Origin of the sequence: Sporosarcina sp. P32b (genome assembly GCF_002743335.1) — a bacterium.
In the GTDB taxonomy this organism is placed as follows: domain Bacteria; phylum Bacillota; class Bacilli; order Bacillales_A; family Planococcaceae; genus Sporosarcina.
In genome coordinates this window covers 19,994-42,199 of the sequence record NZ_PDZB01000014.1, presented here as the reverse complement: position 1 = coordinate 42,199, position 22,206 = coordinate 19,994, and the positions used below count along the sequence as shown (strand labels likewise).

Sequence of the window (22,206 nt, the reverse complement as noted above, 5' to 3'; positions counted from 1 at the left end):
TTGCATATAGTAAACAAATGTCTTGGGAAGGATGAAATGATGAAAAACCCTGCTGTTATTCAAACGTATCACATATCGAATACAAGACCGAAAGTGGATGTGTATTATCCCATCATTACACAATTAGATGATCCAAAAGTTCAAGAAAAGCTAAATCAATTACTATTCAAGGAAATGAATAAAATGCTAGAAGACAATAATTATCATGACCCAAGCCTTGTCGAGTTGGTCGCAACGTACGAAATTAAAAATAATCAGCGTGATCTCTTCAGTATCAACTTAATTGTCTATTCATTCACTGGTGGAGCGCATGGGATGACGTACGTCAACTCCCTGACGTTTGATACGAAGACGGGAAGACAATACAATCTGCAAGATATGTTCAAGCCAGGCAGTCCTTATGTACAGAGGATATCAGAATATATTAGACGTCATATACAGCAATGGAAAACGCCCGTGCTTGAGCCATTTACAAAAATCAAGCCTGATCAGGACTTCTACCTTGCAGACACGAGTCTCGTTGTCTACTTCCAACTATATGAAATCTCACCTTACGTAGCGGGCTTCCCCTATTTCCCGATTCCATTGCTTGATCTACAAGATATCATCAAACCAAATAGTCCGGCAGACCGCATGTTACCGTTTATAGGAACGTAAAACAAAATGAATAAACAAATGTATGGGCTTACATGACGAAATAGTGTTATAATTTCGATATACGAAATATACAAATGAGGTGGAAACTATGCTAAGAAATTTCTTTATCGGACTATCTGAAAATCAACTACTGAATCAAGCTGCCCAAAAATACGGCTTTCAATTAGGAGCCCAACAAGTTGTGGCAGGAACTAACATCGAAGAAATGATTGATAGTGTCAAAGAGCTCAATCAAGCAGGTATTTCATGTACGATAGATAATTTGGGTGAATTTGTGTACGACAAGAGCGAGGCCACTAAAGCGAAAGAACAAATCTTATCTGTAGTGGACGCGATCCAAGAAAATCAAGTGGATGCGCACATCTCGATTAAACCTTCACAGCTCGGCCTCGACATTGAATATGCATTTTGCGAACAACAAGTAGAAGAGATTGTCAAACGTGCAAGCGAGGTAGGCGTGTTTGTGAATTTTGATATGGAAAATCACTCACGACTTGAGCCGACGTTTCGTTTGCTGGACGAATTAAAAGTAAAAGGCTATGAAAATATTGGAACCGTAATCCAAGCCTATTTTCACCGTGCATTAGATGACACGAAGAAATATAACGATACACGTATTCGTCTAGTAAAAGGTGCATACAAAGAGTCGCCGGACGTTGCGTATACCGATAAACAAGATATCGATGAAAATTATATTAAAATCATTGAAGAACATTTATTGCATGGAACATTCACGTCGATTGCGACGCATGATCACAACATTATTAATCATGTAAAGCAGTTTGTGAAAGAGCATGATATTTCATATAATCAATTCGAGTTCCAGATGCTGTACGGTTTCCGCCATGATTTGCAGTTGCAGTTAGCAAAAGAAGGCTATAATTTCTGTACATACGTACCGTTTGGCGAGGACTGGTACGGGTACTTCATGCGCAGATTGGCGGAGCGTCCGCAGAATATGAACTTGATGGTGAAGCAAGTGTTCAATAAGAAAACGAACACTATGATTGGCCTAGTAGCCAGCGCGTTTGTGCTTGGGCGCTTGAGCAAGCGTGGGAGCGACGAGAAAAAAGATGGTGGTTGGGTGAGGTATCGATGAACGATAGGATAGAGGCAACGTGGATCTAGACTTTCCAGGTGGATGCGCTCATAAATTTGTTTAAGCGCTCATAGTTTATAGTTTATGCATAACCGCTCTATTGCGGTCTGTAAGTGCTCTATGATGGACGATTACCGCTCTATCAAGGCCTCTGACCCTCATTGCACGGTCGCGTCTCTACTATTATCAAAGTCTAACGATAGGATTAGAGAGAAAGCGTCCCCTTTGTAGCGCAAATCCCGAATCACTATTTTTAACTATCTCTTCCTTCCTTGGATTCCAAAACACTGCTTTCCCTGCAGTGTTTTTTTGTACTCACTTTACAGAAAACATGGGAAATAGTAGTGTTAGAGATAGTTAAAGTACTATTCACTCTTCATTACACCAATGACAGGAGGAGAGTTGATGAAAAAGCTTTGGATCATCGTTCTTTGTGCAGTCGTATTGGTTGGATGTAACACGAATCGAACATTGTCTTACGAGGAAGTCGCCATGAAGGACTTGAGTAAGGACGCTCAGAAATTCTACGAACACGCGAAAGCTGAAAATGGCGTGTACTTATTTTACGACACGTCGGACGATCAATTGGTCATTTATTTTAATACCGCCCACGAAAGCCAGGAAGATTATGCCGTGGACTTTACAAACTTTGATATAGAAAGCGACGGAGACACGTTGCGCATTCTGTATGATAAGAATCAAGACCAAGGTGAATCGAAAACTTTTCAAAAACAGCAATTTTATGAAGTTCAATTAGACAAAGAGTATGAAACGATCGAGCTGTTTGAGAATGGAGATATGGCGGCATTCACTTCTGTCTATTCATAATTTGCATAAAACGAAATGAGGACGGTTATGAACATAATAAAAGCGAACATTTCCGACGTTCCTGTCATCCGTGACGTAATGATCCGAGCGTTTCAGGAATACGAGCACGCTACACCTCCGACGAGTGCGTTGAAAGAGACCGTCGAAAGTATCGCGACTGAAATGCAAAGTGGTGTAGAGGCGTTAATTGCTTATATAGAAGAGGAGCCGGTCGCAATGGTTCGTTTTCGGTTAGAAGATAAAAGCCTCTACTTTTCTAGGTTCTCTGTCGTGCCGGAAAGACAAGGTCAAGGCATCGCGAAAAAGATATTACGATATTTAGAGGAGTATGCGACGCAGCAAGGGAAGAGAGTAGTAGCATGCAAAGTGCGGGCAGATGTGTCGAAAAACATCTCACTCTATCAATCCATCGGCTATCACGTGTGTGAAGAATCTATATTACATAGAACGGATGGTACGTCGATTGCCGTAGTGTCAATGGAGAAATTGCTATCCTGAGCAGTGGGAGGTCATACAAGTGGAGAAACAAAAGAAAAATACCCGCGATGTGTTGCAATACTTGGCACTTTTCATTGTCTTGGGAACACAGATTGTTCGTCTGATTCTGTATATGACGGAAGTGGCATATACGTTTCCTGAAAAGACGCTAAATCTATGGATGTATATAGGATTTGGAGTCGCAATCGCTATATTATTAGTATCTTATCTATTTCCGAAGAAGAAGCAGTCAGCCTAAGTCATGAAGGGAGGAAATACATATGCACAGCAATAATTTACTTTTTTCGTTTCTGTCTATATTCAGCATATTCATGTACATCATTCCGATCGCATTCCTAATTTTCACAGTCTGGTTTGCGTTAAAATTCCTTAAACTACAAGAACGTAAAAATGAAATCCTTCAATCGATCGCAGACAGACTCACTAAGTAGAAGTCAGAATATTATCCATTTTAAATAGAAGGAGTAACACCGTGATGAAAAATAGAACCGCACTTATAAGCGCCGTGGTACTTCTTGCCATTTGCATGATTTTGTTTTTTCCCTATCCTAATAATCCGTTAATCGGATCTTCCGTGACGTTCATGTCGTTTCCTCTTCAAAATGAGGATGGGCTCGTCTGGAAAGGAATACTAGGCACTGCTTTATTCCTTATCGCAATGGCGCTTCTGATTTACGGATTAAAGAGATTTTATGTCGTGTTGGCTGTACTTGTCCTCTTCCTGTATGCGTTGATCCCGTTATATCTCGTTACGGCGTATCAAGAAACATTGGCGAGTGGTATTGGAGCGATTTCCTACGACCAGGAAGGCAAGTGTGCATTTGATACATTAGAGGACAGTGAACGGATGAATGGAGACTGCCAGCTAACTCTGAAAAATCACAGCAATCAGCCCGTATCATTCGAGCTGGAGTTCATGGATACTGGATTTGGCCAGGAAGAAATGAAAATGGTGTCGCTGATGAATATAGCAGGCCCCTATAAGATAACAATAGAAGGAAATCAGGCAGAATTTATTGAGCTCAATGAAATACTAGATATCTCCGATGTGCAGGATCATATCTTTAGCGGATCGACATCAGATGTACACTTTAAATTAGTCGAAGAAAAGAAAGAACGTATTTTTTAATTGTAGATAAAAAATTAAATGAGGATTGAATATAGCCGACAATAGGGTATTCAATAAAATAGATAAGGAGAGGATCTCATGCTTCGGAAACTATTTTATATTACGTTTATGGCGGTGGTACTCGCAGGTTGTCAGACCGCAGATAAGAACAGTACATCGAACACACCGCAAGAGGCACTCGAACAGCTTCATACAGAGGAAGGTTTTGCGGAAGTCGTGAAAATGTATCGCACGTTGGAAATCGATAATAATAAGGTCATCAGTGTCTATAAAGGGATATTAGACGGCGCGGAAGAAATATTTGTCGCAAAGTTGAACAAAGAGAAAGATGATACGTGGACGGTAACGGATGCGATGGGAATCGGTATGCCTTCAGAGGATAATATAGGGGAGAGTATTAAAACCCCTTCGTTTGAAGCGGGTTTCACAAAGAAGAATAGCGCTCCGAGTCCTAATACGAAACTGGTTCAGACTGATGACAAAAAATATAGAGTCTGGGTGAAAGTAATCGAGTAACATGAGAAGACCGCGCAAACGCGGTCTTTTTTCATTGTCTGTAAAGTAAAATGACAAAATAGACGACCATCGCAAGCAATCCAAGCGGTACACCGACCCGTGCCCATTCTCCACTACGAATATTGAGCTTACCAGCTGCAATGATATTCGGAATATTTCCCGGAATCAACATCCCGCCACTAATGAGCAAGCCAAGTAACAGTGCTTGGATCGTTGGTTCGTCCATCGCGGGACTGATTTCCGCAGCAGCGAGTGTTGCGTTGTCGAGTACAGCTGAAATCATATTGATCCAGTAAAGCGTCAATGGATGAAGATCGAGTAAGTACAGTGTAATCAATGGCTCAAACCCCGCACCAAGCAACGTCAAAGCCAAAACAAATATATACACTTTCACTCCGCGCCCGAAAATGCTTATGTACGACTCTGCCGCTTGTCCGGAAGAACGGTGACGCGAGCGGTTGCGTGGGCGAATTAGGAAGAATGCGAGAAGGCCAAAGACGAATACACCCGCTAGAATATCTGTCCCGAGCAAGTTCATTAAGTAATAGAAGTCTTCATCCAGTTTGTTCGTCGCAATCGTTGACAGTGGCTCTCCGATCGGTGTCAACACCGCGCCCATGCCGATTGCATAACAAGCTAAGATCACGAAGCGGATTTCTGATAGTCGATCCATTTGCAAGACAGATGCGATGGCTACGAGGACTAGCGCAGCAATGATCGCAGTGATAACACTAGAGATTAATCCCAATCCCATAATAATTAGCGCTAAGAATAAGCGAAAAGGAATGATTCGACTACCCGATAATACTGCTTTCTCAAATGGGTGTCGTATCCAGCGAAACACGATCCCCGCTATAAGAACCGCGAGCGTAATATGCAGTGGATCGTGTAATGCCTTATTCCACAACTCCCATTGAAACACCCCACTAACAAATGCGGCAGCACAACCCATGACGAATAAAAACAATTCCAAATTACGTTCAATGCGAGGGATCGTAAACGGCAAAACTAACACCAATCCTAAAATAATGAGCAATCCAGTGACCATGGGCATCTCCTTTCAGCAATCTTTCTTCTACACTGTATGCAAAATGCCGATTCATCTTGCATACAGTCTGAATAGAATAGAAAAAGAGGAGGGACACGCATTGGAAGTTTCAGATATTGTACTGATCCCCGTTATTATCGGATTAACGGAAATTTTGAAAATGTACGGATTGCCGAAGAAACTGATTCCAATCTTTTCTTTACTATTAGGCATAGGTGGCGGGATCTTCTACTTGTTTCCCCATGATTGGAAGTCGGGGATACTGGGCGGCATTATTATGGGGTTGTCGGCAAGTGGATTGTATTCGAGTGGGAAGACGATTGTTAGGAAACCGCCGTGTGATGAGGAAGATGAGCAGTGATTTTTACAAAAATAAGCCCATTGTTTATGTCGTGAACGGACATGAATGAGGGGCTTTGTTGTTTGGTGCGTATATGATTGCCAAAGATGCTGAAGTTCATCATGGTCTTTACTATCGTCGTTTGCTATTTGACCCTATAATTTTTACGTTTTAAGAACGAAGTGTATATTCTATTTTGAAACTGTATAATAATACTAAATATGGATTCTATCCTGAAGTTGATTAAGAAGAGTTAGAGCTGATTATAAAATAAATGTTAGGAGTATGAAAATGGATAATTCGCTAGCGCTTAGTGTACACAGAGCATTATTGTGCGCTATTCCTAAGAATTTAAAAGGATTAAGGGTAGTTATAGAAGAAAATAATAAGTTACTATGGCAAGCGTTTTTTGATGCCGAACCAACTGAAGTGGAGATGGAAGTATTACGTATAGCCAGTACAGAGGTTTTAGCAGACTATCCGGATATTCATCTAATAGAAGAAGAATTTCTATATCATCCCGCGTCACTAAATATTCATTCTATTGAAGAGTGGGCTTTTGTTAGATGGGAACCTTGACTACTGAAACAATTAGAAACGAATAAATGGGTACCTTATATATGTCAAACCTAGTTCGAGGTGTTAATGAGGAATATATAATTATACAAGTTATAAAGGGAAGTACGTAAAAGTAAAACAATTTACAGGTGGTGCATAGATGATGTGGAAAGAATATTTACATAATATATCAAATGAATGTCAGTTCGAATCACCCGCAACAGAAACAGAGATCGCATCGATTAAAAAAGAACTAGGCATGGATTTACCTAATCAACTTGAGGCGTTATACAACGAAACAAATGGCGTGTCTGGAAACTACGGAATTTCTTTTGTGTGGTCAACCGAACAGGTAGTAAGAGAAAATTTATTTTTAAGGACTCTTCAAGAAAGGCAAGATTTCATGCAGCCAGTAGACCATTTTTTATTCTTTTCAGATGCTGGCAATGGAGATTTATTTGCGTATGTGAGAGAAAACGATACTACTTGGAATGAAAATATCTATGTATGGGATCATGAAGATGATAGCCGACGTCCCATTGCGCCCTCGATCGAAACGTTTCTCAAAGGTTGGATTACTGGAGAAATATCTGTTTAAAAAACATGCTTGTTCATTATCTGAAAAAAATTAGGAAAGGTTATGCAAAGTGAAGTGAAACGTCAAATTTGGGGCATTATAGCACTAGCAGCACTCACATTATTACTGATTTATGATTTCTTCCCAAAGTTGATTTCTTTTATAAATATACACAAATCAATACTTATTGTACTCATACTAGTGATTACTCTTATTGGCCTTTTTATGAATCGACCTCAAAAAGAGGATGTCCCAAGATTCAATCCTCTATGGCAAATTATAGTACTTGCGTATTTCATTGCATTAATCATGATCTTTACTTTAATAGGCGGCTTTTCACAAGTCGGTTTATCTTTAACAACCCCCTTTTTATGGATTATGTTTTTCATAAGTATTATTGCTAGTATGAAAGATAAATGTACGAGTTGCTAAAGAAGCTGATGTCGATCTTATAAGAGTAAAACGATCTTCAAGAAATTGCCTCACGAGGAAGAAATGTGAGTGCGGCTTTCCGCTGATTTACGATTGTGATATACTCAGCCTAGTTCAGCAGTTTCGGACTCATGATTAGGTCGTAACATAAGGGGGACTTGCGTTGGAGATCGATAAAAAGCAACTTATCATAGAGGCAGCCAAACTTTACTATCAATTTGATTATACCCAGCTCGCCATTTCAAAAAAACTAGGCGTCTCAAGGCCGACGGTTTCTCGGCTCCTGCAGCAAGCGAAAAAAAATGGCTACGTGAAAATCGACATCATCGATCCATTTCATGATAATAATCAATTGGCAAAATCCTTGCAGCACAAATATCAAATCGAAGAAGTGAAAATTGCGTACTCGGCAGTGGAAGATGAGCGGGATGTGATTCAAGCTATCAGCACAGAAGCGGCGGACTATTTGTATCGAACCGTAAAAGACGGTGATATTCTTGGTGTGACGTGGGGCCGGACGATGTATCAGGTGGCCAAAGAATTGAAGAAAAAAGATGTAAAAGGAGTCGAGGTCATCCAGCTCAAAGGCGGCATCGGCTTGTCGGACGTCAATACATACGATTCTGAAACGGTTTATAAATTTGCCGAAGCCTTCCATACCGTTCCTGGTTACTTGCCGCTTCCCGTTTTGGTCGACACGCCTGAAGTCAAAGTCGTGATTGAATCGGACCGCTATATGCACCGTCTCATTGAACTCGGCAAACAAGCGAATATCGCCGTGTTCACGGTGGGCGCTGTAGACAGCGAATCGTTGCTGTTCCGTCTCGGCTATTTGACTGCCGAAGAAGAACAGCAACTCCATCAAGAAGCGATTGGTGATATTTGTTCACGTTTCTTTAAACGTACAGGGGAAGTATGTGAGAATACCGTCAGTGACCGGACGATTGGGATCCGGCTGGAAGAGTTGAAGCAAAAAGAAAAATCCATTCTTGTTGCTGGCGGGAACCGCAAAGTAGAGGCCATTCACGGAGCGCTTCAGGGTGGTTATGCGAACGTCTTCATAACCGACCAGTACACAGCACAGGCTTTGTTGCTCCACCAATAGAAATCATGAGAATCCACTTATTAATAAGTGCGATTCTTTTTTTAATTCAGAATGAACAATGTTTCACTTGCGTTGCACATCTGCTCAATGTCTATGATATACTATACATAAAGTCAGGTCGCAACGGCATCCTAAGGAAAATGGTGTGTAAGAAGCAAAGTGTAAGCGTAACCAACATGCAAGGGAGGAAGTATGATGAACGTTGTATTTTATATAACCGGATTGTTGCTCGTGTTAATCGTGGGTTTGATTGTTAGTGTGGACCGCAGGAAAATTCGCTATAAACCGATTGTGATTATGCTGCTGACCCAGCTTGTCTTGACATTCATCTTGTTAAATACAAAAGTGGGCGTTGTTTCGATTGGCTTTGTTTCAGCTTTATTCTCGAAGCTAGTTGATCTTGGTGTAACGGGAGTCAACTTCGTGTTTGGCGGATTGGAAAATGAAGGAGAATACGTATTCTTCTTAAACGTCTTATTGCCAATCGTGTTCATTTCCGTGTTGATCGGTATATTGAATCAATTCAAAATCTTACCGTTCATCATTAAATATGTAGGAATCGTTCTGAGTAAGTTGAATGGCATGGGGAAAATGGAGAACTACATAGCCGTATCCTCTGCGGTTCTCGGGCAGTCCGAAGTGTTCTTAACTATCAAGGACCAAATGGATGATATTTCAAAAAGACGTTTATATACGTTTTGTACTTCCGCGATGAGTGCAGTCAGTGTTGCCATCGTTGGTGCATACATGGAAATCATCGAACCGCAGTTTGTCGTAGTGGCGATTGCGCTCAATATTATGTCGGCACTGATTGTCGCAAGTATCATCAATCCTTATGAATTATCGGAAGAAGAAGATACGCTAACGATCGAGTCGAAGAAGAAGTTGTCATTCTTCCAGATGATCAGCGAAAGTATTATGGATGGTTTTAAAGTCGCGGTTATTGTAGCTGCCATGCTGATCGGTTTCATCGCGTTGATGAACGGAATCGACTATCTCTTTGAAATGATGTTCAACGTTTCCTTCCAGACCATTTTGGGGTATATCTTTGCACCAATTGCCTTTGTAATGGGCGTGCCTTGGGCAGACAGTGTACAAGCGGGAAGCATCATGGCGACCAAACTAGTCACAAACGAATTTGTAGCCATGTTGAGTTTTAAGGAAATTTCGGCAGGCCTATCAACGAAAGCAGTAGGTATGATATCTGTCTTCCTTGTTAGTTTTGCGAATTTCAGTTCCATTGGGATTATTACAGGAGCTGTCAAGGCGTTAAGTTCAAAACAAGGAGACGAAGTGGCAAGAAATGGTTTGAAATTACTTTTGGGTTCAACATTGGCTTCAGTCCTTTCAGCGACTGTCATTGGCCTATTTTTATAATAGAAATGAAACATAAATTTAAAAACAGGAGTGGTGGATGCTATGCGTATGGTAGATATGATTGAGAAAAAACGAGATGGACATGTGTTAACAAACGAAGAAATTTCATTTGTCATCAATGGATATACGGACGGATCAATTCCAGATTACCAAATGTCGGCGTTTCAAATGGCGGTATATTTCCAAGGGATGACGTTGGAAGAAACCGCGCAGTTCACAATGGCGATGGTAGAGTCAGGCGACCAAGTCGATTTGTCTGCTATTGAAGGCGTGAAGGTGGATAAACACTCTACAGGCGGAGTTGGCGATACGACAACACTCGTGCTAGCACCACTTGTCGCTGCACTTGGTATCCCGGTAGCTAAAATGTCTGGCCGAGGATTGGGTCATACGGGCGGAACACTTGATAAACTGGAGTCCGTTCCCGGCTTCCATATCGAAATTACAGACAAGGAATTCTTCGATCTTGTCAATACGAACAAAATTGCGGTGATCGGACAATCCGGCAATATCACCCCCGCAGACAAAAAGATTTACAGTCTGCGTGATGTCACGGCAACGGTCAGTTCCATTCCGTTAATCGCAAGCTCCATCATGAGCAAGAAGATTGCGGCGGGATCGGATGCAATTGTTCTGGATGTAAAAGTCGGAACAGGCGCGTTCATGAAAGACCTCGATATGGCTCGTGAACTGGCGGGAGAAATGGTGCAAATCGGAAATAAAATCGGTCGTCAAACGATGGCCGTAATTTCGGATATGAACCAGCCGCTCGGTTATGCGATCGGAAATGCTCTCGAAGTCAAAGAAGCCGTCGAAACATTGCAAGGCAATGGACCGGAAGATTTGCACGAACTGTGCTTGACGCTCGGTAGCCATATGGTTCGTTTGGCAGGAAAAGCGGACTCGACGGAAGAAGCACGAAAAATGCTCGAAGAAGTTATCCAAAACGGCAAAGCGCTTGAAGTGTTTAAACTGTTCTTGCAATCCCAAGGCGGCGACACATCCGTCATTGACGATCTCTCGAAGCTTCCTACGGCCAAGTTTACAATAGACGTGCCAGCTAAAGAAGCGGGATATGTCTCTGCGATTACTGCGGATGAAATCGGTACGGCTGCAATGCTTCTAGGTGCGGGACGCGCAACAAAAGAATCCGAAATCGATTTGGCGGTTGGGCTAGTGCTGCATAAGAAAATCGGTGACTTAGTAGAAGTGGGCGAATCACTCGTGACGATTCACAGCAACACGGAAGATATCGAAGACGTAAAAGAAAAGATCTATCATGCTTACGGAGTTTCGGCTTCTAAAGTACAGCCTGTAACACTTGTGCATGACGAAATTACAAAATAATTAAAGGAGTGGTTCATAAATGAATAAAGCACAAATGATCGACCATACATTATTGAAAGCCGACGCAACGAAAGACAAAGTCGCGGCGCTCATACAAGAAGCAAAAGACTATCAGTTTAAATCAGTGTGCATTAACCCGGGCTGGGTTTCATATGCCGCTGAACAGCTAAAAGGCAGCGATGTGTTGGTCTGCACGGTAATCGGTTTCCCTCTTGGAGCGACTACTTCTGCAGTGAAAGCATTCGAAACTAAAGATGCAGTGGCGAACGGAGCAGGAGAAATCGACATGGTCATCAATATCGGAGCACTGAAAGACCGGGATGACGAATGGGTCGAATCAGATATTCGTGCGGTAGTCGAAGCAGCTAACGGTACATTGGTCAAAGTCATCATTGAAACATGCTTGCTGACAGATGAAGAAATCGTTCGTGCATGCGAACTATCCGTCAAAGCGGGTGCTGATTTCGTCAAGACGTCAACTGGGTTCTCAACAGGCGGAGCAACGGTACAAGACGTGGCTCTTATGCGGAAGACGGTTGGCCCAAACATTGGTGTCAAAGCGTCCGGCGGCGTGCGTAGCGGAGAAGATTTCGATGCGCTAGTCGAAGCAGGGGCTACACGTATTGGTGCAAGCTCGGGTATTAGTATCGTAAAAGGCGAAGTCTCAGACTCGAATTATTAATAGATCCGTTACAGGACTGTTCTGCATATATGCAGGGCAGTCCTGTTTTTATGGAACTTACTAAACTTGAATGTCTCTAGCAATTGACATTGTACTTCTCGCTTCAACTTGAAAAATTCCACATATATGCCGCAGTGATAAACTACGACAATCATTAGCTTGTCTACTATTGCAGAGCTTTCCGTACTTCAGGAACTATTTGAGGAAGTATATGTACCGGAAGACATCTGTTAATAAATGGAAGAGAAGAATTAAAGAAGTTTGTCAAAGAGAATCAATTTTAGCGTCTACAAATAAAAAACACTCAATGCTTTTGAACGGTTTATAATAAGCCATTCCCACCTAGAGGGGGAGGGCGCTGGATTAGATAAATAATTCAGAGCACATGAGAAGCCTCTTCATATACCTACCGATATTATACTGACGCTACCGGCAAACTGAAGCGGCGGTTCAACTGACTGGGCATGAATGTACATAATTTGCGGTGGGTCAGTAAAAAGCCAATGATTGTGAATAGTACTTACAATAATACCTTGTTGTGTCAATGCGAATAGATACGCCGGAATTTCCTCTTGCAATACAGCTATTTCAGAGATATTTAAAGCATTTCCTTGGTTATCTAGATCGTAAAACTCAACACTAACTCCTAAAATAGAAGAAGCATCCTTCCCCATCATTTTGACTCCAAATGTTCGATGTAAAGATACTGAGCAATTACTATTGTTTATTTTGCTTTTCCCATTTAAAATGTTGGCAAAATCATTGCAAATTGAATTGAAATTCACATTACTGTTCATCGCTTCCCTCCCAAAGTACCCTATGCGTAAACCTATAAAAAATCCACAGAATGTAAATGTCTAGAGCAATTGTTAACGTAGCTCAATAAAAAATAATTGCCCAATTAATAGTGGCTTGTGTAAGAGGCTGTGTAGTTATGAAACAATAACGAGCCATTCACTTCAATAGAATTACGTTATTTTTGAAAACATTACTAATACAGATCGTCTGACATATGAATAAATGGTAATGTGAATATTCTAAATAGGTTGAGAGATTAAGCTGAGACAGATTTTACTATTGGTTACTTTAGTATTTTTACTGTTCAATCTTTGGGGGCAATTTTTAAACTAGGATTTGCGCCGGCTAAGCAATATGGCCGGATTAATAAATGGAGGCTGTTATATGCAATCCATAATTGAATTCATTAGCAATATTAGTGTAGTCATTTTCTCTTTTTTAAAAGAGGTTACAGAAGATGAAATCGAAAAAAATCGAGCATGAGATATCACAGGGAATATCAAAACAGAATTGTAACAGCAATGGTAAAATCTCTTAATTGAATTCAGCCAAAAGAGGCATTAACGGCAGAAGGTTAGTGCCTCTAAAGGTTCTTAATAGGTTAATGGGCAGGACAGGATGAACGTATGAAAAAAAAATTCGTTATGTTGTGTAATATCCCGGTGCTACTTTGATTTTTGTAGCAATTAAAGTTAGTGAGAAAAACGGCGGAAAAGCACTTTGATAACTCTATAAACGAACACAGCTATCAGGGGGATATATTATCAGGAAATCAATTACGATTTGAAGCTCGAAAATATTTATATTGCCAATTATTTTTTATACTCTGCAACATTTGCTCTTTTTCTTTGTTCAATTTCTTTGGTAAGAACTTCATTAATTTCATTATAAGATAGACCAGATTCTGCATTCAGTTTTTTTACTTCGTCTATATTCGTTCCAGCTACCGTATATTTTTTCTTATCCATTTACTAACCTCCTTTTAAGTTCTATTTCCGATAGGCATCTATTTACTACTCTATACGCTTTAAGACTGGTATAGAGCATCTTGCGCTAACCTTGACTTTGTTTATGTTTGGGATTTTCGCAAATCACCATTACCTTTCCGCCTCTATTGATCACTTTACATTTTTCGCAAATTGGCTTGACAGATGGTCTGATTTTCAAGTTTATTGCCCCCTTTATACTCGAGTGTAATAGTAGTGAAAACATCTAGGTACTGCAATCTTTAAATTGAATACATAAATATGATCTCCTATTTTTCATTTATTATGTACACGGATTTGAAAAAGAGCTTTTAGATATTAAAACGCTAAAAACAGAAGCCTACCCCTGTTATATGGTCTAGTGATTTTACTCCGCAAAATCTATCTGCTTAGTAGAAGTTATATAGAGAGTTTTGATTCTTCGTCGAGCAAACGACGAGTATACAGGAATCAGGTGAAAAACCTGAGCGGGCCGGTCACTGTAATGGTAAACATATACATAGGTTCCAAAATAATTAATAGTCTCTTATTTTTATACTAATACAAACACTTTATTCAACAAATGAACTAGGATATCATTTAAAAATGATATCTGATGCACTAGATGTAGTCGATTTTAATAAACTTAAGCCTAATGATGAAGCCTCTAGTAATTATCATGTTATCGGAAAATACGATGTTTCCAAATATGAAGAACTATATTTGGACATTGATCTTGATTATGAGGAAGGATAGAATGAAAAAAAAGTTTAATGATGTTGATAGGAATAAGAATGATTTTAGCTGCTTGTTCAGAAGAAAATGTCAGTAAGGATAAAGAAGATCAAAATAAAGTGGATACTATTGATTGCAATTCAGGATCAAAATAATTTATTTATAGTAGGATTTAAAAAAACGATTGGACAACTAAACTGCCCAATCGTTTTTTATTAAACTATATTAATTGCCTTAGTTAAATCTTTAAAACCAATAAGTCGATCTAAAGATTTAAGCATATTATTCAGTTGTAATGCTGAAATCTCGACTGCGAATTAATGCAAAGAGAGCACCAAGTCCTAACAATGTTGCTGCAAGAACAAATGTGATCCTAACATCCCAAAGCTCCGCAATAGCTCCAAAACTTATTGAAGAAATACCGAATAACAGTGATATTAAAGCACTTTGAACGGCATAAATTTTAGGGAGTTCATCAGTAGTCGCGGATTTTTGAAGCATTGTTTCACTTACGATGCCTTTTAATTGTTGAATAATTCCATTCAGAATCACAAGTAGTATGGAAATCCAGGGAATGGTTGTTACTCCAAAAAGAAGAGTGACAAGACTAATGCCAAACGACAATAGAATAAGCAAGCGTTTCAGATTGTTTTCAACCACAATTATAAAACGAGTGCAGATGATTCCTCCAATTATCATACCCAAGAAGAAAGCTGTGTTAATGTAACCCCACCAAGCTTCCGTCTGACCTAGAACTTCTATCACAAATATATAGAGAATAGAAGCAATCCATACAACATTGGCAATCGCTTCAAAGATGATGATCACATGTAGACTCCTGAAAAGCGGATTTCTCCATACAATCTGCCAACCTTGGGTTAATTCACTACCCCATTTACCTTTAATCTCTTTTTTCTGGAATGGAGTGGGATCGTCAATACCGAACATCATCATCGTTGCAAATATATACAAGCCTACTGTACCGATAATAACAAATTGTCCACTCGTCAATGCGACAACTACACCTCCGAGTGCCCAGCCTCCTAAGTTCATGGTTTCAGAGACGATAGAGAAGAAACTGTTTGCTTTTACAAGTTGCTCTTTTGGCACCAATCGAGGCAGCATAGCATGACTTGCCGGCGATGCCCAGCCATCCAAAAACGCAATACACCCCACAAACGTTAGTATGATGAATAAATTGGTCGTCGTTTTAGAGATTAATAAAAGCGATAGAACAACCAATAGAATGGTCTTACTTGCTTGTGAATTAACGAGCAATGTCTTTAAAGGAAATCGATTGATCCACCATGGCGCAATAATACCACTTATAAAGCGACCGAACATATTAATGAAAGGCACCAGTGCTAATGCAAAAGGCGACTCCGTAAGTGTGTATAATAAAGAAATAATCCCGACAATATAAAAAACATCACCTAAATTAGCCATTGATTGGCCAATCCATAAAAAACGAAACGATTGATTTTTCATTCTTACTACCCCTTTACTATCAAAATTACATCTGATTTCTTAGGGTAGTTTTACACTCGTAATATTCCTCCTTTAAATCAAGAAAAACATCATATATAGAACACGAAACGTTTACTAAAGGAATTGCTAGCTAAAAGAAGAGTAGTAAGAATGAAAGGTACTTCACATAAATCAAATTATAACAACAGTTAGAATATATTTCCATACTATTAGAAGTTATTATATACTGAAACAAAATACGCCATTACTTTCCAATCAATTAGAGGGCGATGTTGTTTTCAATTGGTTGATGTTGATTGTGTAAAACCCAAGATGACAAAGGCAAGGAAATGGGGAAGGTCAATGAAAACATTCATTCGAATATATATTAGTAGGATACATGGGGGATTACGTTGAATTGCAGAAGGAAGATTTACAACAGATTCAAAAAGAACGTATTGGAAATAGCAGATGATGATAGAAAGAAGTGGTGAAATGACAAATTATTATTATATTGCCTCAGATAAAAGGTTGGAAGATGGTAATGCGTCCCTACAATTTGTTGAGACGGAAGAGTGGCGCATTCCCGGTTTTGAGTATCCTGTTCAACGAGAAATTATAAATGGTGTAGAAAAACAGTGGGAATTGCGTGAGTTACTCCAATATATCCATAATAATACTGCACCTTATGATGTATGCACCGTTCAGATAGCACACGTAATAAATCCAACTGAATTAACGATACAAAATAAATCAAGTATATTACTACATGAAATTATTGATCCTAAACAACTCCTATTAGCGGAAGGTCAATTATTGACCATAAACAAAGTATAAAATCTTCAGATTAATATGGTCAATTTTTTCTTTTAGTTCTTTAGAAAAGACGCAACCCAATTTTCAATATCTTCCCGGGTAGCGGATAGAGTGATTCCAAGTTTTGATTCAGTTCCCATATACGAGTTAATATAGCCAGTATCCATGAAAACTGTGAACTCATAAAAGTTTTCATCATGAGGGTTTTGTGAATATGAGAAAGAAACGCCTGGTGAAAGCGCACTTAAAGTTCCATTATTCTTTCCATCCATTTTCTTCAACTGTTCAAGTAATGTTTCGATATCTTGATTGAGCCAAACAAAGTTATGTGAGTAATTCAAGAATCCGTAAGAGAAGGTTAATTTGAATTCAATTTCGAAAACGCCATCTTCTGGCTCTCCAATTTTAAATACTTCATGTGTTACTTCTGTTTCGCTAAAATCAAAACTTTCATCTTTTAGTGTATATTCCATAGTCACGTATCCTTTCAATATAAAAATTACTGTGAAGTGAACTAACGATCGTGTGACACATGAAAAATGATACTATAAAGATCAGAAAAAATGAATCAAGATATCTTTTTATAATAACATTATTTCTTGCCATTCAATTAAACTAACATAGCTTGGTTGTAACACTTAAATTGCAAAGTGTTATGACAAAAATGTCAAATGACTTTAATTCAAATGGGTAAATAGGTTTTTACGAAGGGGAGAGCTAGATGAGTAGTTTTTTCTTAATACTTATGGGCGTTTTTATTGTGGTTGCAAATCTTATTGGTTTTATATATTACAAGAAAAAGAAAAGCCTATACTATGCAGCTTTTACCGTATTACTATCAGCAGTTTTTTTAGGGGCAATCGGTGGCGCAATAGCACTTTTTGTTATTCGTGATGCCTTTGCGATATTTTACGGCATGCAGATAGCATACTATCTATTAATAAATAGCGTCATCGTTTTTTCAATTGCCATTTTAGCAACTATAATAAAAAAATTATCAACACAATGATATAGTACTTGATTATATTTTAGAAGTCGCATTCGATCTACATAACAACTAAACTCACTGATATATATGATTGTTAAATGAAGTATCCTATTTTGCTGTTCAAGTAACAAGGGCAAATGATGAATTAGGGTTATCCTTCAAATAGGACAAAGTTAGATAAATCACAATTAGTGGGAGTTGAGTGAACTGGTTAAAACTATAACTTTCTAATTTGCTAGTAATGCCTTTAAAGGTACTGAGGCAACAGAGACATTTATTTTTGAAGAATTAGAAATTAATAAAAATCTGAATGAAAAAGAATTGGAAATTGAAATTGATCGGATTTATCAGGCGTGGATTTGGAATAAGCTAAATGTATCGGGGGGTATTATTATAGACGAACCCAATACATGTCAATAATGCTTGTTAAATAAACGTATGCGATAACTGCAAAAGATTATAAAAAATATGTGACTTGTTTAATTTTTATCGGTCTAACAGTACGAGGAGTGATTAAAATGGAGAATTCTGTTTTGTGGTCAAAAAAATTCATACCAATTTATTTCGTAGTAGCTTTTTTAAGTTTTCTGCTCTTCAATAATTACATACAAGCCAATATATTAAGTACTTTATTAATCATTCTCCCTGTTATTGGTGTAGGAATAGCTAGTATTTTATTTAATTCAAAAAGAAATTAATCTACTTAAAAATAATTAGCTGCAAATGGTGTGGATTTTGGAATAAGGATTTGAAACCGATCAACAATAAGGCCATTATATTCAAATACGTAACTTATTTAACTTATCTCCGTCTAATAATATTAGGAGGGATAGAATGAAAAAGTACAGAGAAAGATTTAATATAAAAGGTATCGGGATTGTTACTGCTTTATTTATTTCTGTTGGAGCATTCATTTTAATTAATTATGTTATTCCAGATAATCTAACAGAGAATCAGGAGCGCCCTGTTGATCATGAAAATGGAAGTGTAGAAATCCCAGCTATTCAATTACCTAAAGATTCTTTAAATGCAGACATGGTTGGCTTATTTGTGTATAACGGAAAGATTTATACCCAAACAAACACAAAAATAAATGACACAGATGCAAAAGCTCTTAAAGAAGAGAAACTTGGAACTACAAAAGGGAATATTGATGAATGGAGCAAGCAAAAAGCCGATGACGAAGAGTTAGCTTCTACAATTGGTGAAATGGATGTTTATTCTGTGAAAGGCTATGATAAAGACTTTAGATTAATGGTTTATCAAAGGCAGGATGGAAACCATTACGCAGAGTTTTTTGAAAACCTTAATGGATTAACAATAAGCAGTGGTAAGGATGTATTTGGTAAATTAAATCTGGTGGGAAATGTAACCTCTGCCCATTGGAGCGCCTTCAGTGATTGGGATAACGATATTGATAATTACAAGCCGATTTTCGATATGGACGCACTAAATACCTTTTTAATAGAGCTGAACAAAACAAAGCCTCTTCCTCGTGAACAAAATTCAGACCCAATAAATAGTTCTCGAAACAATGAGGAATACAGAGAGCTAGCTTTAAAATTAAATGACGGTTCAACGGTTAACCTTACTCTTCTAAGAGATGGATATATCTATTATGGATTGGCAGATGTCTATTTTGAGATGAATGAAGGCGTGTTTTCAATGTTTTGGAACCAACTTAAGTAAAAGTAATATTCAACATTCTAGGGCAGTTGCTTAGTAAAAATTACGCTGTTAATGGGCTATTATGCAGAACACATAAGGGGGTAAGTTATTATGTTATCTAATTTTAAAGAACATTCGTGGCGTTTTGCTATCGGAGGTTGGGGAGCATTTGTTGTGTCGGTTATTTTGTTCTTAATATTTTATTATGATTTATACCTAATGCTAGGACTTTTAACCGCAGCAATAATTTTAACGATTGCGAACGCTATTTTTGTATTTTACACAAAACGGAAAACAAAGGTAGGGGAGAAGTAAAGCCTTTGTTTTTTAGACATCAACAATACAATATTATAAGCAAGCGGGCGCAATTGTTACAGAAACATTGTGCCAGAAACGTATAATATTATCCATATAGGAAGGAATGAAATTGATGATTTTATTGAATCCTGAAGAGTACGCAAAGGTTTGTAAATGTCCATTGGAATTAGCTACTCAAAGATGGTCATATTTTGAAAACCTGTATAAAAAACATCTTGAAGCAGTTTGCCCTACCTGCAATGCTACTAGCGGTAATTTATACTTTGCCGACGATGATAAAATTGATGAAATAAACATAGTCTATATTCGTTGTGGAAATTGTAAAGAAACATTTAATTGTGATGATACAAGATTACGTGATTGGAGAGCTGGCACGGGTTTTCTTGATCAGGTTCTAGATGTAATCAAGTATGGCAAGTCATCTGTAATGGGATTTGCTAATGATGATTTGTCAGAAGAAGAGTGGTTACAATTTGTAACGGATTCAACTAATAGATTATATAATGATAACTTGTAAATGGGTGTATTTAAGCGAACGGATGTAATTGTTATGAAAGGAGTATCTTAATAAGTTATGAAGAAAAACATTCTTTATTTTGTTGCGGGACTCCTGACTTACTTCGTAGTTTCAACTCTTATAGAATTATTATGAAAACAAAGACTGATTGTACAATCGGGTGCGTTTGCGTGATAAGGACAGTGCATCAAACGGGCCAAATACTTGCATAAGAATTTGCATCCAATTCCTATATTGGGCTAATTAAAGGAGTTCAAATAAATGAATTACAGTTACGAGGAATTTCTTGAGGACCTAAAATAAACACACACGCTTTTCACATAAAAGTAAAGAGCGTGTGTGTTTTGACGTAGAATTGAAAGTTTTAAGTATTACCAGATTTCTTTAGACAGCTTAATAATATGTTCCATTTTGTCCCATTGCTCTTCTTCGGATAGACTATTTCCTTCTTCTGTACTTGCAAATCCACATTGTGGTGATATTAATAAGCGTTCTAATGGGAAATGCTCCGAAGCTGCTTTCACTTTTTCTTTCATCGCATTTGCATCTTCTAATTCAGGAGTTTTCGAAGTCACAACCCCTAATACCACTTGTGTATCCTCATTTTTGATGTTCGCTAACGGTTCAAAACCACCTGAACGTTCATCATCATATTCCAATAAGTACACATCATAACCTAGCTCATCGAAATACTTAGAAACAGTTTCATAACCACTTGTATATAAATAAGCAGATTTATAGTTTCCTTTACACATATGTGTCGCCACAATCATATCTTCTGGTTTATTCTTTAATGACTCTTTAATAACTCTTACAAATAAATCTGTTGTGTCTGTTAATTTTAATCCTGTGAAATTCTCCATAATATTTGCTAGTTTTGGATCATCCAATGCGGATAAGATACACTCATCAAACTGTAAATATCTACAACCAGCATCGTAGAAAGCTTGGATAGCGTCTTGATATACTTTAATTATGTCAGCTGCTAAATCCTCGATATTTGGATAGATTTCTTTTTCCTTTTCTGAAAGGACTCGTTGGAAAAACATGGTTGGTGCAGGAATCGTATACTTTGCAAATTGTGAACCATCCCCATACTTTTCAACTAAGTCGGCTAGAAATTTTAAATCATTTACCATTTCATGATTTCCAAACGAAATTTTATCTGTTACTTTAAAGGATTCCGCCCTAGTTGTTTGTCCGACAAAATCATAACCTTTTTCAACCGCTTCAAATGAAACTCCTCCTAAGCCCCAGAAAAAGTCATGCATAAACCAAGAACGTCTAAACTCACCGTCTGTAATTGCCTTTATTCCTAAATCAATTTGTTTCTTTACTAATTTTTCAATTTCTACATCTTCCACTTGCCGAAGATCTTCTGCCGTCAATTCGTCATTTATGTAGGCTTTTCTCGCATCTTTAATGGCATCTGTTCTTAAAAAACTTCCAACATGATCATGTTTACCGATGTGTATCATATTAATTATCCCCCTTATAAAAATAAAAATTTTCTATAGTATTTATTCCATTTATTCAATCCACTTAAAATTTACACTTCCAAATCTACTAGACAATAGCAAGTGGGATAGGGAGCGACATCATCAATGTAGCATTATCTGCATGTACTTACAAGACTAATCCAATCATTCTGAATATAACCAAGTGTCTGTCTGTGAGATCTTTCTTTATTTGATTATGGATTTTAACGTTTGGGATTTAGTGAATCAATATAAAATATATA

At 38.2% G+C, this 22,206-nt stretch carries 26 protein-coding genes; 19 read left to right on the top strand and 7 right to left on the bottom strand.

Going from position 1 to position 22,206, the window contains the following annotated elements; genetic code table 11:
• Positions 1-36 precede the first annotated feature (36 nt).
• The 7 genes from CSV64_RS10675 (at position 37) to CSV64_RS10645 (ending at position 4,727) form a co-directional block, all read left to right on the top strand.
• A complete protein-coding gene (locus tag CSV64_RS10675) occupies positions 37-657 on the top strand; it encodes a DUF3298 and DUF4163 domain-containing protein (RefSeq protein ID WP_233190438.1) in 621 nt (206 codons plus the stop codon).
• Positions 658-745: 88 nt separating this feature from the next.
• Entirely contained in the window at positions 746-1,756 is a 1,011-nt protein-coding gene (locus tag CSV64_RS10670; protein ID WP_099634445.1) for a proline dehydrogenase family protein, read from the top strand.
• A gap of 405 nt (positions 1,757-2,161) precedes the next feature.
• Entirely contained in the window at positions 2,162-2,584 is a 423-nt protein-coding gene (locus CSV64_RS10665) for a hypothetical protein (RefSeq protein WP_099634446.1), read from the top strand.
• Between the two features lie 27 nt (positions 2,585-2,611).
• Positions 2,612-3,082, top strand: a complete 471-nt coding sequence (locus tag CSV64_RS10660) for a GNAT family N-acetyltransferase (protein ID WP_099634447.1) — start codon at positions 2,612-2,614, stop codon at positions 3,080-3,082.
• Positions 3,083-3,101: 19 nt separating this feature from the next.
• Complete coding sequence (locus CSV64_RS10655) at positions 3,102-3,320, top strand: hypothetical protein (protein ID WP_099634448.1); 219 nt, start codon at positions 3,102-3,104, stop codon at positions 3,318-3,320.
• Between the two features lie 237 nt (positions 3,321-3,557).
• Complete coding sequence (locus CSV64_RS10650; protein ID WP_099634449.1) at positions 3,558-4,211, top strand: hypothetical protein; 654 nt, start codon at positions 3,558-3,560, stop codon at positions 4,209-4,211.
• 78 nt (positions 4,212-4,289) lie between these two features.
• Positions 4,290-4,727 carry a hypothetical protein gene (locus tag CSV64_RS10645; RefSeq protein WP_099634450.1) on the top strand — a complete coding sequence of 146 codons (438 nt, stop codon included), beginning with the start codon at positions 4,290-4,292 and terminating at the stop codon, positions 4,725-4,727.
• A gap of 31 nt (positions 4,728-4,758) precedes the next feature.
• Here the strand turns inward: CSV64_RS10645 and CSV64_RS10640 are convergent, their stop codons facing one another.
• Positions 4,759-5,775 (bottom strand): DUF1646 family protein, encoded by a 1,017-nt coding sequence (locus CSV64_RS10640; protein WP_099634451.1) that lies wholly within the window; start codon positions 5,773-5,775, stop codon positions 4,759-4,761.
• 100 nt (positions 5,776-5,875) lie between these two features.
• Here CSV64_RS10640 and CSV64_RS10635 point away from each other — a divergent pair, with 100 nt between their 5' ends.
• The 7 genes from CSV64_RS10635 to deoC all read left to right on the top strand — a co-directional run bounded on the left by CSV64_RS10635 (position 5,876) and on the right by deoC (position 12,193).
• Positions 5,876-6,136: a hypothetical protein gene (locus tag CSV64_RS10635; RefSeq protein ID WP_099634452.1), complete on the top strand. Its 261-nt coding sequence runs from the start codon at positions 5,876-5,878 to the stop codon at positions 6,134-6,136.
• Positions 6,137-6,406: 270 nt separating this feature from the next.
• A complete protein-coding gene (locus tag CSV64_RS10630; RefSeq protein ID WP_099634453.1) occupies positions 6,407-6,694 on the top strand; it encodes a MafI2 family immunity protein in 288 nt (95 codons plus the stop codon).
• 139 nt (positions 6,695-6,833) lie between these two features.
• Complete coding sequence (locus CSV64_RS10625; protein ID WP_233190437.1) at positions 6,834-7,271, top strand: SMI1/KNR4 family protein; 438 nt, start codon at positions 6,834-6,836, stop codon at positions 7,269-7,271.
• Positions 7,272-7,845: 574 nt separating this feature from the next.
• On the top strand, positions 7,846-8,787 hold the full coding sequence (locus CSV64_RS10615) for a DNA-binding transcriptional repressor DeoR (RefSeq protein ID WP_099634455.1): 942 nt from the start codon (positions 7,846-7,848) through the stop codon (positions 8,785-8,787).
• A 195-nt stretch (positions 8,788-8,982) separates the two neighbouring features.
• Positions 8,983-10,164, top strand: coding sequence for a NupC/NupG family nucleoside CNT transporter (locus CSV64_RS10610; RefSeq protein ID WP_099634456.1), 1,182 nt, complete (start codon positions 8,983-8,985; stop codon positions 10,162-10,164).
• Between the two features lie 42 nt (positions 10,165-10,206).
• Positions 10,207-11,511: a pyrimidine-nucleoside phosphorylase gene (locus CSV64_RS10605; RefSeq protein WP_099634457.1), complete on the top strand. Its 1,305-nt coding sequence runs from the start codon at positions 10,207-10,209 to the stop codon at positions 11,509-11,511.
• A 19-nt stretch (positions 11,512-11,530) separates the two neighbouring features.
• Entirely contained in the window at positions 11,531-12,193 is a 663-nt protein-coding gene (gene deoC, locus CSV64_RS10600) for a deoxyribose-phosphate aldolase (RefSeq protein WP_099634458.1), read from the top strand.
• A 398-nt stretch (positions 12,194-12,591) separates the two neighbouring features.
• Here deoC and CSV64_RS10595 read toward each other — a convergent pair whose 3' ends face one another.
• The 4 genes from CSV64_RS10595 to CSV64_RS10585 all read right to left on the bottom strand — a co-directional run bounded on the left by CSV64_RS10595 (position 12,592) and on the right by CSV64_RS10585 (position 16,179).
• Complete coding sequence (locus CSV64_RS10595; protein ID WP_099634459.1) at positions 12,592-12,990, bottom strand: DUF1259 domain-containing protein; 399 nt, start codon at positions 12,988-12,990, stop codon at positions 12,592-12,594.
• Positions 12,991-13,803: 813 nt separating this feature from the next.
• Positions 13,804-13,959 (bottom strand): hypothetical protein, encoded by a 156-nt coding sequence (locus CSV64_RS16750; RefSeq protein ID WP_199168496.1) that lies wholly within the window; start codon positions 13,957-13,959, stop codon positions 13,804-13,806.
• Positions 13,960-14,044: 85 nt separating this feature from the next.
• On the bottom strand, positions 14,045-14,158 hold the full coding sequence (gene rpmJ, locus CSV64_RS10590) for a 50S ribosomal protein L36 (RefSeq protein WP_099634460.1): 114 nt from the start codon (positions 14,156-14,158) through the stop codon (positions 14,045-14,047).
• An 815-nt stretch (positions 14,159-14,973) separates the two neighbouring features.
• Entirely contained in the window at positions 14,974-16,179 is a 1,206-nt protein-coding gene (locus tag CSV64_RS10585) for an MFS transporter (protein WP_099634461.1), read from the bottom strand.
• Between the two features lie 474 nt (positions 16,180-16,653).
• Here CSV64_RS10585 and CSV64_RS10580 point away from each other — a divergent pair, with 474 nt between their 5' ends.
• Positions 16,654-16,995 carry a hypothetical protein gene (locus CSV64_RS10580; RefSeq protein ID WP_143565201.1) on the top strand — a complete coding sequence of 114 codons (342 nt, stop codon included), beginning with the start codon at positions 16,654-16,656 and terminating at the stop codon, positions 16,993-16,995.
• A 32-nt stretch (positions 16,996-17,027) separates the two neighbouring features.
• On the opposite strand, the gene CSV64_RS10575 is transcribed toward CSV64_RS10580, so the two are convergent.
• Positions 17,028-17,447, bottom strand: a complete 420-nt coding sequence (locus tag CSV64_RS10575) for a hypothetical protein (protein ID WP_099634463.1) — start codon at positions 17,445-17,447, stop codon at positions 17,028-17,030.
• A gap of 248 nt (positions 17,448-17,695) precedes the next feature.
• On the opposite strand from CSV64_RS10575, the gene CSV64_RS10570 reads away from it, so the two are divergent.
• From CSV64_RS10570 to CSV64_RS10545, 4 genes are all read left to right on the top strand, one after another.
• The gene (locus tag CSV64_RS10570; protein WP_099634464.1) at positions 17,696-17,983 is read left to right on the top strand and encodes a 3-isopropylmalate dehydrogenase; all 288 of its coding nucleotides are present in this window, start codon (positions 17,696-17,698) and stop codon (positions 17,981-17,983) included.
• Between the two features lie 813 nt (positions 17,984-18,796).
• Positions 18,797-19,651 carry a hypothetical protein gene (locus CSV64_RS10555; protein WP_099634466.1) on the top strand — a complete coding sequence of 285 codons (855 nt, stop codon included), beginning with the start codon at positions 18,797-18,799 and terminating at the stop codon, positions 19,649-19,651.
• Between the two features lie 90 nt (positions 19,652-19,741).
• Positions 19,742-19,945 (top strand): hypothetical protein, encoded by a 204-nt coding sequence (locus CSV64_RS10550; RefSeq protein WP_099634467.1) that lies wholly within the window; start codon positions 19,742-19,744, stop codon positions 19,943-19,945.
• 112 nt (positions 19,946-20,057) lie between these two features.
• Positions 20,058-20,465, top strand: coding sequence for a hypothetical protein (locus CSV64_RS10545; RefSeq protein ID WP_099662576.1), 408 nt, complete (start codon positions 20,058-20,060; stop codon positions 20,463-20,465).
• Between the two features lie 371 nt (positions 20,466-20,836).
• On the opposite strand, the gene CSV64_RS10540 is transcribed toward CSV64_RS10545, so the two are convergent.
• Positions 20,837-21,943 (bottom strand): 5-methyltetrahydropteroyltriglutamate--homocysteine S-methyltransferase, encoded by a 1,107-nt coding sequence (locus CSV64_RS10540; RefSeq protein WP_099634469.1) that lies wholly within the window; start codon positions 21,941-21,943, stop codon positions 20,837-20,839.
• Between the last annotated feature and the right edge of the window lie 263 nt (positions 21,944-22,206).

Bases quoted from the DNA above. Each gene is read 5' to 3' on its own strand.
- CSV64_RS10555 (WP_099634466.1), top strand. From the start codon at position 18,797: ATGAAAAAGTACAGAGAAAGATTTAATATAAAAGGTATCGGGATTGTT.
- CSV64_RS10570 (WP_099634464.1), top strand. From the start codon at position 17,696: ATGAGTAGTTTTTTCTTAATACTTATGGGCGTTTTTATTGTGGTTGCA.
- CSV64_RS10595 (WP_099634459.1), bottom strand. From the start codon at position 12,990: ATGAACAGTAATGTGAATTTCAATTCAATTTGCAATGATTTTGCCAAC.
- CSV64_RS10675 (WP_233190438.1), top strand. From the start codon at position 37: ATGATGAAAAACCCTGCTGTTATTCAAACGTATCACATATCGAATACA.
- deoC (WP_099634458.1), top strand. From the start codon at position 11,531: ATGAATAAAGCACAAATGATCGACCATACATTATTGAAAGCCGACGCA.
- CSV64_RS10550 (WP_099634467.1), top strand. From the start codon at position 19,742: ATGTTATCTAATTTTAAAGAACATTCGTGGCGTTTTGCTATCGGAGGT.
- CSV64_RS10650 (WP_099634449.1), top strand. From the start codon at position 3,558: ATGAAAAATAGAACCGCACTTATAAGCGCCGTGGTACTTCTTGCCATT.
- CSV64_RS10605 (WP_099634457.1), top strand. From the start codon at position 10,207: ATGCGTATGGTAGATATGATTGAGAAAAAACGAGATGGACATGTGTTA.
- CSV64_RS10625 (WP_233190437.1), top strand. From the start codon at position 6,834: ATGATGTGGAAAGAATATTTACATAATATATCAAATGAATGTCAGTTC.
- CSV64_RS10610 (WP_099634456.1), top strand. From the start codon at position 8,983: ATGAACGTTGTATTTTATATAACCGGATTGTTGCTCGTGTTAATCGTG.
- CSV64_RS10585 (WP_099634461.1), bottom strand. From the start codon at position 16,179: ATGAAAAATCAATCGTTTCGTTTTTTATGGATTGGCCAATCAATGGCT.
- CSV64_RS10670 (WP_099634445.1), top strand. From the start codon at position 746: ATGCTAAGAAATTTCTTTATCGGACTATCTGAAAATCAACTACTGAAT.
- CSV64_RS10580 (WP_143565201.1), top strand. From the start codon at position 16,654: ATGACAAATTATTATTATATTGCCTCAGATAAAAGGTTGGAAGATGGT.
- CSV64_RS10575 (WP_099634463.1), bottom strand. From the start codon at position 17,447: ATGGAATATACACTAAAAGATGAAAGTTTTGATTTTAGCGAAACAGAA.
- CSV64_RS10540 (WP_099634469.1), bottom strand. From the start codon at position 21,943: ATGATACACATCGGTAAACATGATCATGTTGGAAGTTTTTTAAGAACA.
- CSV64_RS10660 (WP_099634447.1), top strand. From the start codon at position 2,612: ATGAACATAATAAAAGCGAACATTTCCGACGTTCCTGTCATCCGTGAC.
- CSV64_RS10640 (WP_099634451.1), bottom strand. From the start codon at position 5,775: ATGGTCACTGGATTGCTCATTATTTTAGGATTGGTGTTAGTTTTGCCG.
- CSV64_RS10630 (WP_099634453.1), top strand. From the start codon at position 6,407: ATGGATAATTCGCTAGCGCTTAGTGTACACAGAGCATTATTGTGCGCT.
- CSV64_RS10645 (WP_099634450.1), top strand. From the start codon at position 4,290: ATGCTTCGGAAACTATTTTATATTACGTTTATGGCGGTGGTACTCGCA.
- CSV64_RS16750 (WP_199168496.1), bottom strand. From the start codon at position 13,959: ATGGATAAGAAAAAATATACGGTAGCTGGAACGAATATAGACGAAGTA.
- CSV64_RS10665 (WP_099634446.1), top strand. From the start codon at position 2,162: ATGAAAAAGCTTTGGATCATCGTTCTTTGTGCAGTCGTATTGGTTGGA.